Here is a 15,169-nt window from a genome sequence, read left to right as displayed (position 1 = left end):
CCGGAACCGGAACCGGTGGCGGAACCGGGGCCCGCCCCCGCCACCGCGCACGGGCGGCGGGAGCGGGCCCCGGTCGGCTCAGGACTTCAGGTACAGCCAGGCCAGCGAGACGGTCCCGTAGATCGGGTGGATGAACGCCCCGCCGACGTTGCTGCCGCGCAGCTGGTTGACCGTCGGGTAGGCGAACGGCAGCACCGGCACGTCCTTCATCACGGTCTGCTCCAGCGCGTACAGCTCCTTGGCCTTGGCGCGCGGCTCGCCGATCTGGTTGATCCGGTCGATCTCCTTGTCGACCTCCGGGTTGCGGTAGAGCGCGGAGTTGATGTCGCTGCCGGCCCGGCCGTCGAAGGAGAACGGGATCAGGGTGGACGGGGTCGGCCAGTCGACCGAGCTGGTCTCCTCGAACAGGTCGTACGGGGCGCCGTCGTGGTGCACCTCGTCCAGGAAGGCCTTGGGGTCGATCGGCTTGGGCACGACGGTGATGCCCGCCTTGCCGAAGCCCTCGACCAGCACCTGGGCGACGCGCTGCCCGGTCGGGGTGTTCCGGTACGCGTAGGTCAGGCTGCCGGGCGCCTGCTTGGCCTTGGCGAGCTGCGCCTTGGCGGCCTCCGGGTCGCCCTCGGGCTTGACCGGGTAGAGGTCGTACTTCTGCCAGTCGATCAGCGCGGGCGAGCTGAGCGTGGTGGCCAGTTCGCCGGTCCGGGCGCCGCCCTGGACCTGGCGGGCCTGCTGGCGCGGGTAGGCCAGGTGCAGCGCCTTGCGGACCTCGACGTCCGACACCCGCTGGTTGTTGATCATCAGCTGGGTGACGAAGGCGCCCTGCCGGCCGGAGACCACCAGCTCCTTGGCCTTCGGGTCGGTGTCGGTGGTCTGGTACAGCTCGGCGGAGAGGGTGTCGGCCGCGGTGGTGGCGTTGGCGCCGCCGTCCCGCCCGGAGAGGATCTCCTGGTTGAGGTTGAGCGCCTCCTTGCTGTACGTGAAGACGAACTTCTCCGGGTACTGGCTGCGGATCGGGTCCGTCTCGGGCTTCCAGGCCGGGTTGCGCTCCAGCACCATGCGGGTGTTCTGGACGTGCTCGACGATCTTGTACGGGCCGGTCGCGAACGGCAGGCGGTCGTAGTCCGTCCCGGTGTCCTTGTCCCGGCGCACCGGGGAGGAGGAGGACTGCGCGGCCATGTACGGGACGTCGGCCTGCGGCTGCGGGAAGTGGAAGACGATGGTGCGCTCGTCCGGCGTCTCGATCGCGTCGAGGTCGCCGGCCTGCGGGCCCGCGTACTTGGTGCGCGCCGCCTCGTAGCTGGCCTCGCCCGTGAGCCACTGCGGCCAGTACGGCGGGCCGACCTCGTAGCCCTTGCCGAAGGTGCGCTCGATGCCGTACTTGACGTCCTGGGCGGTGATCGGCTGCCCGTCCTCCCAGGCGACGCCCTGCTTGAGCTTGTACGTCCAGGTGCGCCCGCCGTCGGCCGGGGTGCCGGTGTCGGTGGCCAGGTCGCCGACCAGCTTGGCCTTGCCGTCCACGACCTGGTACTGGGTCAGCTGGCGGCCCCAGAGCAGCGAGGCGTTGTAGGTGGCGCCCGCGTAGACCTTCTGCGGGTCGAGGTGGCGGAACTCGACGCTGTTGTACACGTTCACGGTGCCGCCCGCACGGGCGCCAGGGACGGCCGGGGCGGGGCCGGCGCTCTCCTGCTCGCTGCCGAGCACGGCGGTCAGCGGGGAGGTCTCCTTGGCGGAGGCCCCGGCGCCGCCGGAGCCGGTGGTGCTGCCCGCGCCGGCCGAGCAGGAGGTCGCCAGCAGGGCGGTGGCGATGACGGCGAGGGACGGTCTGGTCCAGCGCATGGCGAATCTCTCCTTGCCCCGGCGGTCGTGCCGGGACGGGCTCGGGTGATGGTGGGGAGGGGTGAAGGGTCTTGGGAGCGGCGAGAAGAAACGGCCTCGGGAGGGCCGGAGGGGCCTCAGCGGGCGGTGCCGGCGCGCGGGTCCAGCGCGTCCCGGACGGCGTCGCCGAGCAGGTTGAAGGCGATGACGAACAGCAGCAGCGCCACACCGGGGAACACCATGTAGGTGGGGTCGGCCTGGAAGACCTCGGAGCCGCGCGCGATCATCCGCCCCCAGTCCGGGACCGGCTCGGTGACGCCGACGCCGAGGAAGGACAGCGCGGCCTCGGAGGCGACGAAGGTCGGCACCGCCATGGTGGCGTGCACCAGCAGCTGCGAGCGCACATTCGGCAGGAGTTCGTGGACGACGACATGGAATCGGCTCGCGCCCTGGGCCCGCGCGGACTGCACGAAATCCCTTTCCCGGAGCGAGCGGACGGTGGCCCGCAGGGAAAGCGCGAGCGGAATCCAGCCGAACGCCGAGAAAACCAGGATCAGCACCAGGAACTGCATCCACTCCGGTTCCGCGGTGCCCGGGTCGACCAGCCGGGACTGGATCACCGGGCTGAGCGCGAGCAGCAGGAGCAGGGTGGGAAAGGCCAGCAGCACATTGGCGAGGAATCCGAACAACCGGTCGGTGATCCCGCCGAGGTAGCCGACCGCGACGCCGACCAGCACGCCCAGCGTGGTGGTCACCACGGCGGCCGCGAAGGCGATCAGCAGCGAGGTGCGGATGCCGTACAGCAGCTGGGTGAACACGTCCCGGCCGAGGCCGGGCTCCAGGCCGAACCAGAAGTCCCCGGAGATGCCGCCGTTCGGCAGCATCGGCAGGCCGCTGTCGCTGAGCAGGCCCGGAGCGTTCTGGCCGTAGTGGTCGACCGGGTTCTTCCCGTACAGCGCGGCGACCAGCGGGGCGCCGAGGGCGAGCAGCAGGAACAGCACCACCACCGCCAGGGCGGAGGCGCCGACCCGGTCCCGCAGGATCCGGCGGAGCGGGCCGGGGTCGGCGGCGGGCACGGGCCCGGCCGCGGTGCCTGGGACGGTGTCGACCACTGCCATGAGGCGTAACCCCCGAATTCTCCGCCGCCCCATGGGTGAGGGTGCGCTGGTGTGTATTTCCGGTACGGCCTCCGGGGGTTTCCCGGCGGCTGTTCGAGCGCCATTTGATCGGATGCGTCCGAGGTTCCGCAAATCACCTTTGGCGGACGTTCGGGTCATTCCTTTCGAACTGTTTCGGGAAATGTGGCGGCTTCATTTCGCTGAAACACTCGCGTTGCAAAAGAACGGACATACCATGCTGAAACGGACTGCCCGTTCCGCATTCTGAGACCTCCGCCACAGTCCCTCCGGTGTTGGTACGATCCCGGTGGGCCGCAACTGGCGCGTAGGGATGGAATCAACCATCGGGAAGCGGCCCCGTGAATCCTCACGTGAACTTGCCGAGCGCCTGGGCCCCCGCATCCCCACCAGGAGACCGCCATGGCCCAGCAGCCCCACACCGCCGCCTCCGCCGCGGCCGACACCGCCTTCCGCAGCGCCCTCGACGTGGTCGCCGGCGTCGAACCGCGGATCGCCGCCGCGATCGGACAGGAGCTGGCGGACCAGCGCGGCTCGCTCAAGCTCATCGCCAGCGAGAACTACGCCTCCCCGGCCGTCCTGCTCACGATGGGCAACTGGCTCAGCGACAAGTACGCCGAGGGCACCGTCGGCCGCCGCTTCTACGCGGGCTGCCGCAACGTCGACACCGTCGAGGGCATCGCCGCCGAGCACGCCCGCGAGCTGTTCGGCGCCGACCACGCCTACGTCCAGCCGCACTCCGGCATCGACGCCAACCTCACCGCCTTCTGGGCCGTCCTCTCCCAGCGGGTCGAGAGCCCGGCGCTGGAGCGCGCCGCGGTGCGCAACGTCAACGACCTCACCGAGGAGGACTGGGCGCGGCTGCGCCAGGAGCTCGGCAACCAGCGGATGCTCGGCATGTCCCTGGACACCGGCGGCCACCTCACCCACGGCTTCCGGCCCAACATCTCGGGCAAGATGTTCGAACAGCGCAGCTACGGCACCGACCCGGCCACCGGCCTGATCGACTACGACGCGCTGCGCGAGACCGCCCGCGAGTTCCGCCCGCTGATCATCGTGGCCGGCTACTCCGCCTACCCGCGGCTGGTGGACTTCCGCCGGATGCGCGAGATCGCGGACGAGGTCGGCGCGACCCTCATGGTCGACATGGCGCACTTCGCCGGCCTGGTCGCGGGCAAGGTGCTGACCGGCGACCACGACCCGGTCCCGCACGCCCACATCGTCACCACGACCACCCACAAGTCCCTGCGCGGCCCGCGCGGCGGCATGGTGCTGTGCCAGTCCGAACTGGCCGAGCACGTCGACCGCGGCTGCCCGCTGGTGCTCGGCGGCCCGCTCTCCCACGTGATGGCCGCCAAGGCGGTCGCCCTCGCCGAGGCCCGCCGCCCCGAGTTCCAGGCCTACGCCCGCGCCGTCGTCGCCAACGCCCAGGCGCTCGCCGAGGGCCTGCTGCGCCGCGGCGGAAAGCTGGTCACCGGCGGCACCGACAACCACCTGGTCCTCGCCGACGTCTCCGGCTACGGCCTGACCGGCCGCCAGGCCGAGGCGGCGCTGCTCGACTCGGGCATCGTCACCAACCGCAACTCCGTCCCGCAGGACCCGAACGGCGCTTGGTACACCTCGGGCGTCCGCCTCGGCACCCCGGCCCTCACCACCCGCGGCCTCGGCACCGCCGAGATGGACGAGATCGCCGACCTGATCCACACCGTCCTGCGCGCCACCGCCCCCGCCACCACGGCCAAGGGCTCCCCGTCCAAGGCCGCGTACACCCTGGACGCAGCCCTCCGCGACGCCACCGCCAAGCGCGCCGCCGACCTGCTCGCCCCGTACCCGCTCTACCCGGGCGTCGACCTGGTCTGACGGCGAACGGCGAACAGATGACAGATTTCGAAATCTGTTATCTGTCATCTGTTCGCTGAAAGTTGTCAGCCGTCAGCCGTCAGCCGTTCGTCGGCCCCGCCCCGCGCCGCCCCGTGCACCGGGTCCGCTAGTACTGCAGGGACTTGTACTGCAGGAACTCCTCCAGCCCGTGCCGGCCCAGCTCCCGGCCGAGGCCGGAGCTCTTGTAGCCGCCGAAGGGCGCGAGCGGGTTGAAACGGCCGCCGTTGAGGTCCACCTGGCCGGTGTCGAGGCGGCGGGCGAAGGCGGCGGCGGTGTCGGTGTCGCGGGCCCAGACGCCGCCGGCCAGACCGTACGGGGTGCCGTTGGCGAGTTCGGCGGCGTGGTCCTCGTCGCGGTAGCGGAGGATCGCCAGGACCGGGCCGAAGACCTCCTCCTGGGCCACCGTCATCTCCGGGGTCACGTCGGCGAGCACGGTCGGGCGGACGTAGTAGCCGGTGGCGGGTTCGGTGACCGGCTCGGAGCCGCCGACGACCAGCCGGGCGCCCTCGGCCAGCGCGCCGTCGATGTAGCCGCGCACCTGGGCCAGCTGCCTGGCGTTGACCAGCGGGCCGATCCGGGTCTGCGGGTCGGTCGGGTCGCCCGGCCGGTACTGGGCGGCGACCTCCTCGGCCCGGGCGACCGCCTCCTCGTACTGGTCCTCGTGCACCAGCAGGCGGGTCAGCGCGTTGCAGGTCTGGCCCGAGTTGGCGAAGACGTTGGCGACGTTCGCCTTGACCGCCCGGGCCAGGTCGGCGCCGGGCAGCACCACGTTGGCCGACTTGCCGCCCAGCTCCAGGGAGACCCGCTTCAGCCCCCGGCCGGCCGTCTCGGCGACCTGCCGGCCGACGGCGGTGGAACCGGTGAACGAGACCAGGTCCACGTCCCGGTGCCCGACGAGCGCCGCGCCCGCCACCGCCCCGGTGCCGGTCACCAGGTTGAAGACGCCCGCCGGGAACCCGGCCGCGTGCACCAGCCGGGCGAACAGCCGGGCCACCAGCGGGGTGTCCTCGGCCGGCTTGAGGACCACCGGGCAGCCGGCCGCCAGGGCCGGGACGGTCTTGGCGACGATCTGGTGCAGCGGGTAGTTCCACGGCGTGATCGCCGCGACCACCCCGGCCGGCTCGGCGTGCACCACCGAGTTGCCGATCCGCTCCTCGAAGGGGTGCTCGGCAAGGAGGGTCAGGTAGGAGGTCGCCACAGCGAGCGGCAGCCCGGCGTGCACGGCACCGGCGAAGCCGACCGGAGAGCCCAGCTCGGCGACGACCGTCTCGGTGATCTCGTTCTGCGCGGCGGCGATCCCGTCCCGCAGCCGGGTCAGCAGCGCCAGCCGCTCCTCGGGGGTGGTCGTGCCCCAGGCGCGGGCCGCCCGGCGGGCCGCCGTCACCGCCGTGTCGACGTCGGTCGTGCCGCCGGCCGGCACGGTGGCCAGCACCTGTTCGGTCGCCGGATTCAGTACGGTGATCGACCCGGCGTCCCCGGAGGGCCGCCACTCGCCGTCGATGTACTGGTCGCTGTACTCCGCGTACTGCCGCACCGATCGTCCTCTCGTCCGCCCTTCAACTAGCAGCGCTAGCCGAAGGTCAGTCAATGCGGCCCGGGCGGCCGCGCGCAAGAGTCAATCCCGACCGGCGGACCTGACGGTTACTTCGGAGCGAACCGCGCGGTGTACTCGTCGAACGGCTCGATGCCCACCTCCGCGCGCCGCTCGTCCAGCCGCTCCGGCTCCTCGCACGGCCACGGCACCGGACGGCCGTCCGCCACCGCGCCGATCTGCGTCCCGTAGCGCTGCTCCCGGCCCTCGTTGACCGCCAGCCGGTCCTGGAGGAAGGCCAGGTCGCGGGCGCTCGCCTCACCCCGGGCGGCGGCCTCGCCCATCAGTGCCGCCGCCCGCCGCTGGACGTCGAGCTGCCGGTCCGCGTGCTGCGCCACCAGCCACGCCGCCCGGGCGGCCTCGGGGCCGACGGCGCGCTCGGTCGGCCAGCCGTGCGCCGCCATGATCTCCGCGAGCCGGTCCCCGTGCCGGGCGGTCAGCCGCCGCCAGGCCGCCTGCTCGGCCAGGTCGGGGCTGTTCGCCAGCCGGGCGGCCGCGCCGTCCTCGGCCATCATCCCGACCAGCTCCCGCGCGAGGGCCGGATCCTGACCGTACCGCTGTGCTTCCGTCACGTCGACGACGCTCCCTGTAGCCGGGCCCTCCTGCCGAGGACCGCCCGCCACCACGCTAGGCGCGGAGAACGCGACGAAGATCATCCCCGAAGACGGTGACCCGGGGGTGCCGCCCACGGCAGAATGGATGCACACCGGGAACGAGGCGCACCGCGCACGCGGGAACGAAGCGCACCGCGCAGACGGGAACGAGGCGCACCGCGCACGCGCCAACGGAGCGCTCCACGCACACGGCGACGGAACGCACACTCCCGCGAGAGACGCCGAAGGGCCGGTCGGAGGAATCCGACCGGCCCTTCACCGTGTGACGAGGATCAGACCCGGGACGGCTCCGCCGCCTCGGCGCCCTCGGCCTCCAGCATCTCCTCGCGGACCGCGGCCAGCGAGGGGTTGGCCCAGGCGCTGGCGACGCCCCAGTAGTAGAACGCCAGCCCGATCGCGGCGACGATCAGCAGGTCCCAGCCCTCCGGCAGGTAGCCGTGCCCGCCGAAGTCGGCGCTGCCCGCCCAGGAGACGCCGGCCATCACGAACAGGTACGCGACCATCCAGGCGCCCGCCTTCAGGTGCGGCTTCAGCACGGCGAACGGCTTGCGCAGCTCGTACCAGGCCCAGATCGGCAGACCGGCGGCCATCAGCAGGATGACCTTGCCGGTGAGCGGCCAGCGGGCCCAGTAGAGCACCAGCGAGCCGAAGATCATCGCGATCGGGGCGATCACCGGCATGGCGCGCAGCCGGACCGGCCGCGGCAGCTCGGGGGCCAGGCGGCGCAGCGCCATCACGGCGACCGGGCCGGTGATGTACGAGATCACGGTGGCCACCGAGACGATCTCGGCCAGCGAGCCCCAGCCGCGGAAGACCGCGAGGAACATGAACGCGACCACCAGGTTGAGCACCAGCGCCGGGCGCGGGATGCCGGTCTTGGCGTCGACCCTGCCGAAGATCTTCGGCAGGTGGCCGTTCTCCTGCACGCCGTGGATCATGCGCGAGGTGGTGGCGGCGTAGATCATGCCGGTGCCGGAGGGGGAGATGAAGGCGTCCGCGTAGAGCGTGATCGCGAGCCAGTTGAGGCCCCAGGCGATGGCCAGGTCGGCCAGCGGCGAGGTGTAGGAGAGGTTGCTCCAGCCGTTCGCCAGGTCGCCGCCCGGGATGGCGCCGAGGAAGGCGATCTGGAGCGCGACGTAGATCACCAGGGCGATCAGGATCGAGCCGATGACGGCCTTCGGCAGCGACTTGCCGGGGTTCTTGGCCTCGCCGGCCAGGTTCAGCGGGGACTGGAAGCCGTTGAAGGCCCAGACGATGCCGGAGACCGCGACGGCGGTGAACACCGAGCTCCAGCCGTTCGGCGCGAAGCCGCCGTGGTCGGTGAAGTGCGCCGAGTCGAAGTGCGCGAAGAGCAGCGCACCGGCGGTCACCGTCGGGACGACGACCTTGAAGACGGTGATCGCGGTGTTGGTCTTGGCGAACAGCGTGATCGCGAACCAGTTGAGGGCGAAGTAGACGAGCAGCAGCACGCTGGCCAGCGCCACGCCGCTGAGGGTCAGCTCCTTGCCGTCGTACAACCCTTGCGCCCAGCCGAAGTGCCAGGAGCTCATGTACTGCACGGAGGCGGTGGCCTCACCCGGGATGACCGAGACGATGGCGATCCAGTTGGCCCAGGCCGCCAGGTAGCCGGCCAGCGAGCCGTGCGAGTACTGGCCGTACCGGACCATGCCGCCGGCCTTGGGGAACATCGAGCCCAGCTCGCTGTAGGTGAGCGCGATGGTCAGCGCCACCGCGGCACCGATCACCCAGGCGAGGATCGAGGCGGGTCCGGCGAGCTTGGCGGCCCGCTCGGCACCGAACAGCCACCCGGAGCCGATGATCGACCCCAGCCCGACCGCGGTCAGGCTGATCGTTCCGAGCGATCGGCGGTAGTTCTGGTGTGATGCCGTCGACGATTCGGGCTCACTCAACGTATCGGTCCTCTCGCTCGTGGTTCATCGGGTGGTGTCGGTGTTTTTGCGATTTTGCGTCGGTATTTCGGACAAACGGAGAGCAGCCTAAGGTCCAAAAAGGGGCGAAAACCTCAGAGGAAGCTCAAACCATCCGATTGTTGCCATCTCGTGTCCGGCGTCCGGGCCGATGCGGACCGGCGAGGAGACGGACGCCACAGCGCCAGGGAGGGCGGTGGCCAGGGACGGCGACCGGGGCCGGCCCGGGGGAAAGGGGCGGCCCGAAAAACGAAATTCCCCGTGGAGGCCTTTCGGCCTCCACGGGGAATTTCGGCTGTGTCCGAGGGGGGACTTGAACCCCCACGCCCGATAAAGGGCACTAGCACCTCAAGCTAGCGCGTCTGCCATTCCGCCACCCGGACTGGGTGTGTGCTTCGGGGGCTTTTTCCTCGCCCCCTCGGCGACAGAGAGAACATTACCAGGGTTCTGGAGTGCTTCTCACCTGCGCTTCCTCGGGGCCGCGCCGACCGACATCCTGGTCGGGCCGCTCCGGGGGCACGGGGCCGCGGCGCACCGCCCGCACAGGTTGGTACGGCCTGTGAACGCGCTCGAATCCGGCCCGAACCGGTGGGGTCCGCGAAGGAACCGGTCGACTCCCGCACCGCCCGCGGTCGGTTGCGGCCGGAACCGGTCCGACACGGGCAACTTGTCGACGGTGCCGCACCCGCCGCGACGGCTCTCCTAGCCTCTGTGGACCGAGGGCGCCATGAAGCGGATCGCCTGATTCCCGGGTCGCGGACGAAGGGCGGCTGGACGTGGAGCAGATCAGCGGAGCGGCGAAGGCCGAACCGAGACGCGGCAGGCGGGGGGAGGGCCCGGTCGGGGCCACGGCCTCCGCGGGCCCCACCGAGGGCGTGTGGCGCTTCCCGGTGCCCGCCACCGAGGCCTCGGTGCCGCTCACCCGGCACGCGGTGCGCGACCGCCTGCTGGCCCAGGGCATGACCGGGGTGCGCTACCAGGAGCTGGTGGACGACCTGCTGCTGATCGTCTCGGAGCTGGTGAGCAACGCGGTGACGCACGCCGCCGAGCTGTCGCCCGAGGTGGTCACCGAGCTGTCGCTGCGCCGGGCCTGGGTGCGGGTGTCGGTCGAGGACGGGGACCCGTACCGGCCGAAGGCGCTGGAGAACGACACCGGACGCACCGGCGGGCGCGGCCTGCTGCTGGTGAAGAGCGTCACCCTGCAGGCCGGTGGGGTGTGCGACGTCGAAGACACGGGGGAGGGCGGCAAGGTCATCTGGGCCTCGCTGCCCGTTCCCCCGGGGCCCGACCACTGACCGGCCGGGCCGGACGCCGGACCGACGGCCGACACCTCCGGACCGCCGGTCGGGACGGCCGGACCACCGGCCGGGGCGGGCGGACTACCAGTCCCGCCCGGCGATCTCCCGGATGCCCGGCAGCGCGGCCTCGAAGACCGTCTCGAACCAGACCGAGAACGGCCGCTCCGCCCGCAGCTCGCGCAGCTCCTGCGCGGTCACGAAGGCGAAGTCGTCCACCTCCTCCGGGGCGGGCTCGACCGGCGCGGTGACCAGTCCCACGAACAGGTGGTTCCACTCCCGCTCGATCAGCCCGGACGCCTCGTCCGGCAGGTCGTAGCGGACGGTGCCCGCCTCGCACAGCAGCGCCGGTGCGACACCCAGCTCCTCGGCGGTGCGCCGGGCGGCGGCGACGAACGGCGGCTCGTCCGGGTACGGGTGGCCGCAGCAGGTGTTCGACCAGACGCCGGGGGAGTGGTACTTGCCGAGGGCCCGGCGCTGGAGCAGCAGCCGGCCCTGGCGGTCGAACAGGAAGACCGAGAAGGCCCGGTGCAGCCGGCCCGGCTGCTGGTGGGCCCAGAGCTTCTCGCCGGTGCCGATCGTGACGCCCGCGTCGTCGACCAGTTCCAGCAGGATCTCGGTTCCGACGGGGGCGGACCCGGTGGCCCGGGGGTCGACCGTCACATCGGTCTCCACATCGAGACCGGTGTCGATCTCGGCCGCGAAGTGCGTGGGATCGGTCGGAAGACTCTGGGGCATGGGGCCTCTTTCGGGAGCGGGAGCAACGGGAGCATCGGGTGTCTCCGACACACCGGGCGGAGTGCGGCGGACACAGCGGGGGCACCGGCGCCGGCGTCGGCATCCAGTCTGCCGTATGGGTGGCGGTCGGCAGGGGTCCCACGCACAACCGGGCGGATCATGACCCGGAGGAGTCGGAAACCGTCCAGAGAAGGGTCCGGGATGCCCTCGTAAGAGTCACAGAATTCGCAGAACCGTTCGGCGTGCGTTCGGAGCCCGTTCGACCGGCCCGGCGCCTCCTCGCGGCCTCCCCGCACCGTCCCGCAGGCGGCGCCCGGGCGGATCCGGTGCGGCCCCCGGGCGGCCCGACGGCCGTTCGACGGGCCCTCGGCGGCCGCCCGTCCGCCGCCCCGCCGCCGCCCCTGGGCAGGGCGGGCGCGTTCTGGCCGGTGGCCCCGGTCGCCTACCATCACATACGACACGGTGCCCGGATCTGTGCCGGCACCGGCGCGCCGCCGCCCGGCCCGGTCGAACACCGGACCGGGGGTCCCGGTGGCGCCGCCGCCCCCGGCACGGCCCCGCGCACAGCACGACGGATCAGGAGACCCGCATGATCGGCCTCGTTCTGGCAGCCGGCGCCGGCCGCCGGCTGCGCCCGTACACCGACACCCTGCCCAAGGCGCTGGTGCCGGTCGACGGGGAACGGACCGTCCTGGACCTCACGCTCGGCAACTTCGCCGAGGTCGGTCTGCGCGATGCCGCGATCGTCGTCGGCTACCGCAAGGAGGCGGTGTACGACCGCAAGGACGCCCTGGAGAGCAAGTACGGCGTCAAGCTCCACCTCGTCGAGAACGACAAGGCCGAGGAGTGGAACAACGCCTACTCGCTCTGGTGCGCCCGCGACCTGTTCGCCGAGGGCCTGCTGCTCGCCAACGGCGACACCGTCCACCCGGCCTCCGTCCAGCGCACCATGCTGGAGGGCAACCGGCGCCTGACCGACGCCGGCGCCGCCCCCGGCATCCTGCTCGCCCTCGACACGGTGAAGAAGCTCGCCGACGAGGAGATGAAGGTCGTCGTAGACCCGGCCACCGGCATGCGCCGGATCACCAAGCTGATGGAGCCGGCCGAGGCGAGCGGTGAGTACATCGGCCTCACGGTGATCAACCCGTCCGCCGCCGCCGACCTGACCGACGCGCTGCGCGCCACCTACGAGCGCGACCCGCAGCTGTACTACGAGGACGGCTACCAGGAGATGGTGAACCGCGGCCTGCGGATCGACGTCCAGCCGATCGGCGAGGTCTCCTGGGTCGAGGTCGACAACCACGACGACCTGGCGAAGGCGCGGGAGATCGCGTGCCGGTACTGACCCGACTGGTCCCGTCGCCGCTGTTCGTCGAGATCCGCCCGGGCGCGCTGGACGCGCTCGGCGGCATCCTCGCGGACCAGCGGCTGTCGGCCTCGGGCCGGATCGCGGTCGCGATCAGCAACGGCTCCGGCTCGGCCATGCGCCGCCGCCTGGAGCCGGCCCTGCCCGGCGCCGACTGGTACAACGTGGACGACGGCAGCCTGGACAGCGCGGTGCGGCTGGCCGAGGCGATGCGCGGCGGCCACTACGACGCGATGGTCGGCCTCGGCGGCGGCAAGATCATCGACGCCGCCAAGTACGCCGCGGCCCGGGTCGGCCTGCCGCTGGTCGCGGTCGCCACCAACCTGGCCCACGACGGCATCTGCTCGCCGGTCTCCACCCTGGACAACGACGCCGGCCGCGGCTCCTACGGGGTGCCCAGCCCGATCGGCATCGTGGTCGACCTGGACGTGATCCGGCAGGCCCCGCAGCGCTTCGTGGCGGCCGGTGTGGGCGACGTCGTCTCCAACATCTCCGCGTGCGCGGACTGGGAGCTGTCGCACGCGGTGACCGGCGAGCCGGTGGATGGTCTGGCCGTGGCGATGGCCCGCTCGGCGGGCGAGAACCTGCTGCGGCACCCGGGGAGCACCCAGGACCAGGACCTCCTGACGGCGCTCGCCGAGGCCCTGGTACTGTCCGGCATCGCGATGAACATCGCGGGCAGCACCCGGCCCTCGTCGGGTGCCTGCCACGAGATCTCGCATGCCCTGGACGTGCTGTATCCCAAGCGGTCCGCCCAGCACGGCGAGCAGGTCGGCCTCGGCGCCGCCTTCGCCAGCTTCCTGCGGGGCGAGCGCGAGCTGACCGGCCTGATCGTGGAGCGCCTGGCGAGCCACGGACTGCCGGTGACCGCGGCTCAGATCGGCTTCACCGAGGCGGAGTTCACCGAAGCGGTGCACTACGCTCCGAACACCCGACCGGGGCGCTTCACCATCCTCGAACACCTCGACCTCTCCCCTTCCGCAATCAGGGACGCGTACGCCGACTATGTCCAAGCCGTCAACAGCTGACCCCTCCACCGCGGGCGCCGAACGGCCCCCGGTGGACCTGACCCGCCGGCCCTCGATCGAGGAGCTGCGCGCGGTGATCCACCCGGAGGGCATGCTCCAGCGCCGCAGTGCCGAGCACTGGGCCGGTCGCCTGTACATGCGGAAGATCTCGCTGCGGATCACCCGGGTGCTCTCCACCGTGACGGCGATCACGCCCAACGGTCTGACGTACCTGATGATGGTCACCGGCATCCTGGCCGGTGCCGCGCTGGTCCTGCCGGGCATCGCGGGCGCCGTCCTGGGCGCCCTGCTGATCCAGGTCTACCTGCTGCTGGACTGCGTGGACGGCGAGGTGGCCCGCTGGCGGCGGCAGACCTCGCTCACCGGCGTCTACCTGGACCGGGTCGGCCACTACATGTCCGAGGCGGCGCTGCTGACCGGCCTCGGCCTGCGCGCCACCGACCTGCTGCACCGCGAGGGCACCGGGTCGCACTGGGAGTGGGCCTTCCTCGGCACCCTGGCCGCGCTCGGCGCGATCCTGATCAAGTCCGAGACCGACCTGGTGGACGTGGCCCGCGCCCGCAGCGGCCTGACGGCCGTCGAGGACAGCGCCTCGGTGCCGCGTTCGGCCTCCGTCGCCAAGGCCCGTCGGGCGGCCTCCTTCCTGAAGTTCCACCGCCTGGTCGGCGCGGTCGAGGCCTCGCTGCTCATCCTGGCCGCCGGCGTCGCCGACGCGGTGCACGGCGGGCTGCTCTTCACCCGGCTCGCGGTGGTCGTCCTGGCCGCGATCGCGATGCTCCAGACCGTGCTGCACCTGCTGAGCATCGTCCTCTCCAGCAGGCTGCGATGAGCGCGCCGGGCACGGCGGAGGACTTCCGCCTCGGTGCCGTGATCATCACCATGGGCAACCGGCCCGCCGAGCTCAACGCCCTGATCGAGGCCGTCCGCGCCCAGGAGGGCCCGGCGGTCGAGCTGGCCGTGGTCGGCCAGGGCGTGGAGCTGCCCCCGCTGCCGGAGGGCGTGCGCACCGTCGAGCTGCCGGAGAACCTGGGCATCCCGGGCGGGCGCAACGTCGGCATCGAGCTGTTCGGCCGGGACGGCGCGGAGGTCGACGCCGTCCTCTTCCTGGACGACGACGGCAACCTGCCGCGCACCGACTCGGCCCGCCTGCTGCGCGAGGCCTTCACCGCCGACCCGGAGCTGGGCATCGTCTCCTTCCGGATCGCCGACCCGGACACCGGTGTCACCCAGCGCCGGCACGTCCCCCGGCTGCGCGCCAGTGACCCGCTGCGCTCGTCCCGGGTGACGACCTTCCTGGGCGGCGCGAGCGCGGTGCGCTGCAAGGTGTTCGAGCAGGCCGGGCAGCTGCCCGCCGAGTTCTTCTACGCCCACGAGGAGACCGACCTCGCGTGGCGCGCGCTGGACGCCGGGTGGGCCATCGACTACCGGGCGGACGTGGTGCTGCACCACCCCACGACCTCGCCCGCCCGCCACGCGAGCTACTTCCACAACGTGGCCCGCAACCGGGTCTGGCTCGCGAGGCGGAACCTTCCGGCCCTGTTGGTGCCTCTCTATCTGGGAACCTGGTTCCTGCTGACCCTGGCCCGCCGCCCCTCCCCGGAGGCGCTGAAGGCCTGGTGGGGCGGGTTCCGGGCGGGCTGGCGCGAACCCTGCGGTGCGCGGCGGCCCATGCGGTGGCGTACCGTCTGGCGACTGACCAGGCTGGGCCGACCTCCGATCATCTGATCACATCTGATGGCATCCGCATCGGATGATCGATCGCTGCGGCCGGTGCCCA

The 15,169-nt window shown here is 72.0% G+C and carries 12 protein-coding genes, 1 tRNA gene and 1 riboswitch; of the genes, 6 read left to right on the top strand and 7 right to left on the bottom strand.

The annotated features are described in order from the left end of the window. Positions 1-78: 78 nt before the first annotated feature. Both ACLWS4_RS00375 and ACLWS4_RS00370 read right to left on the bottom strand, forming a co-directional pair. On the bottom strand, positions 79-1,836 hold the full coding sequence (locus ACLWS4_RS00375; RefSeq protein ID WP_416873004.1) for an ABC transporter substrate-binding protein: 1,758 nt from the start codon (positions 1,834-1,836) through the stop codon (positions 79-81). Positions 1,837-1,952: 116 nt separating this feature from the next. After that, the gene (locus tag ACLWS4_RS00370; protein ID WP_049649813.1) at positions 1,953-2,933 is read right to left on the bottom strand and encodes an ABC transporter permease; all 981 of its coding nucleotides are present in this window, start codon (positions 2,931-2,933) and stop codon (positions 1,953-1,955) included. A 304-nt stretch (positions 2,934-3,237) separates the two neighbouring features. Next, a riboswitch (ZMP/ZTP riboswitch) is annotated at positions 3,238-3,334 on the top strand. Between the two features lie 19 nt (positions 3,335-3,353). On the opposite strand from ACLWS4_RS00370, the gene ACLWS4_RS00365 reads away from it, so the two are divergent. Continuing rightward, the gene (locus ACLWS4_RS00365) at positions 3,354-4,811 is read left to right on the top strand and encodes a glycine hydroxymethyltransferase (protein WP_375876307.1); all 1,458 of its coding nucleotides are present in this window, start codon (positions 3,354-3,356) and stop codon (positions 4,809-4,811) included. 127 nt (positions 4,812-4,938) lie between these two features. Here the strand turns inward: ACLWS4_RS00365 and ACLWS4_RS00360 are convergent, their stop codons facing one another. From ACLWS4_RS00360 to ACLWS4_RS00345, 4 genes are all read right to left on the bottom strand, one after another. Continuing rightward, positions 4,939-6,366: an aldehyde dehydrogenase family protein gene (locus ACLWS4_RS00360; RefSeq protein ID WP_375876306.1), complete on the bottom strand. Its 1,428-nt coding sequence runs from the start codon at positions 6,364-6,366 to the stop codon at positions 4,939-4,941. A 107-nt stretch (positions 6,367-6,473) separates the two neighbouring features. Further along, entirely contained in the window at positions 6,474-6,938 is a 465-nt protein-coding gene (locus ACLWS4_RS00355) for a DUF6624 domain-containing protein (RefSeq protein ID WP_380738018.1), read from the bottom strand. Positions 6,939-7,309: 371 nt separating this feature from the next. Next, a complete protein-coding gene (locus ACLWS4_RS00350) occupies positions 7,310-8,947 on the bottom strand; it encodes an APC family permease (RefSeq protein WP_074004361.1) in 1,638 nt (545 codons plus the stop codon). Positions 8,948-9,263: 316 nt separating this feature from the next. Beyond that, positions 9,264-9,348 (bottom strand) — tRNA-Leu (locus ACLWS4_RS00345). Positions 9,349-9,741: 393 nt separating this feature from the next. On the opposite strand from ACLWS4_RS00345, the gene ACLWS4_RS00340 reads away from it, so the two are divergent. Further along, on the top strand, positions 9,742-10,260 hold the full coding sequence (locus ACLWS4_RS00340) for an ATP-binding protein (protein WP_369808266.1): 519 nt from the start codon (positions 9,742-9,744) through the stop codon (positions 10,258-10,260). Positions 10,261-10,344: 84 nt separating this feature from the next. Here the strand turns inward: ACLWS4_RS00340 and idi are convergent, their stop codons facing one another. Continuing rightward, complete coding sequence (gene idi / locus ACLWS4_RS00335; protein WP_079272473.1) at positions 10,345-10,998, bottom strand: isopentenyl-diphosphate Delta-isomerase; 654 nt, start codon at positions 10,996-10,998, stop codon at positions 10,345-10,347. Between the two features lie 589 nt (positions 10,999-11,587). On the opposite strand from idi, the gene ACLWS4_RS00330 reads away from it, so the two are divergent. The 4 genes from ACLWS4_RS00330 (at position 11,588) to ACLWS4_RS00315 (ending at position 15,117) form a co-directional block, all read left to right on the top strand. Next, positions 11,588-12,343, top strand: a complete 756-nt coding sequence (locus ACLWS4_RS00330) for a sugar phosphate nucleotidyltransferase (RefSeq protein WP_049649809.1) — start codon at positions 11,588-11,590, stop codon at positions 12,341-12,343. Beyond that, the gene (locus tag ACLWS4_RS00325; RefSeq protein WP_049649808.1) at positions 12,331-13,392 is read left to right on the top strand and encodes an iron-containing alcohol dehydrogenase family protein; all 1,062 of its coding nucleotides are present in this window, start codon (positions 12,331-12,333) and stop codon (positions 13,390-13,392) included. Before ACLWS4_RS00330 ends, ACLWS4_RS00325 begins: the two co-directional genes overlap by 13 nt. Before the next feature lie 91 nt (positions 13,393-13,483). Next, on the top strand, positions 13,484-14,221 hold the full coding sequence (locus ACLWS4_RS00320; protein WP_049649827.1) for a CDP-alcohol phosphatidyltransferase family protein: 738 nt from the start codon (positions 13,484-13,486) through the stop codon (positions 14,219-14,221). Next, positions 14,218-15,117, top strand: a complete 900-nt coding sequence (locus ACLWS4_RS00315) for a glycosyltransferase family 2 protein (protein WP_049649807.1) — start codon at positions 14,218-14,220, stop codon at positions 15,115-15,117. The genes ACLWS4_RS00320 and ACLWS4_RS00315 overlap by 4 nt, the downstream gene beginning before the upstream one ends. The last annotated feature ends 52 nt before the right edge of the window (positions 15,118-15,169 follow it).

It is taken from the genome of Kitasatospora sp. SC0581, from assembly GCF_048159585.1.
GTDB lineage: Bacteria > Actinomycetota > Actinomycetes > Streptomycetales > Streptomycetaceae > Kitasatospora.
This window is presented reverse-complemented; position numbering and strand designations above follow the sequence as displayed.

Coding starts and splice junctions, on each gene's coding strand:
- ACLWS4_RS00355 (WP_380738018.1), bottom strand. CDS start 6,938: ATGATGGCCGAGGACGGCGCGGCCGCCCGGCTGGCGAACAGCCCCGAC.
- ACLWS4_RS00365 (WP_375876307.1), top strand. CDS start 3,354: ATGGCCCAGCAGCCCCACACCGCCGCCTCCGCCGCGGCCGACACCGCC.
- ACLWS4_RS00315 (WP_049649807.1), top strand. CDS start 14,218: ATGAGCGCGCCGGGCACGGCGGAGGACTTCCGCCTCGGTGCCGTGATC.
- idi (WP_079272473.1), bottom strand. CDS start 10,998: ATGCCCCAGAGTCTTCCGACCGATCCCACGCACTTCGCGGCCGAGATC.
- ACLWS4_RS00330 (WP_049649809.1), top strand. CDS start 11,588: ATGATCGGCCTCGTTCTGGCAGCCGGCGCCGGCCGCCGGCTGCGCCCG.
- ACLWS4_RS00320 (WP_049649827.1), top strand. CDS start 13,484: ATGCTCCAGCGCCGCAGTGCCGAGCACTGGGCCGGTCGCCTGTACATG.
- ACLWS4_RS00375 (WP_416873004.1), bottom strand. CDS start 1,836: ATGCGCTGGACCAGACCGTCCCTCGCCGTCATCGCCACCGCCCTGCTG.
- ACLWS4_RS00370 (WP_049649813.1), bottom strand. CDS start 2,933: ATGGCAGTGGTCGACACCGTCCCAGGCACCGCGGCCGGGCCCGTGCCC.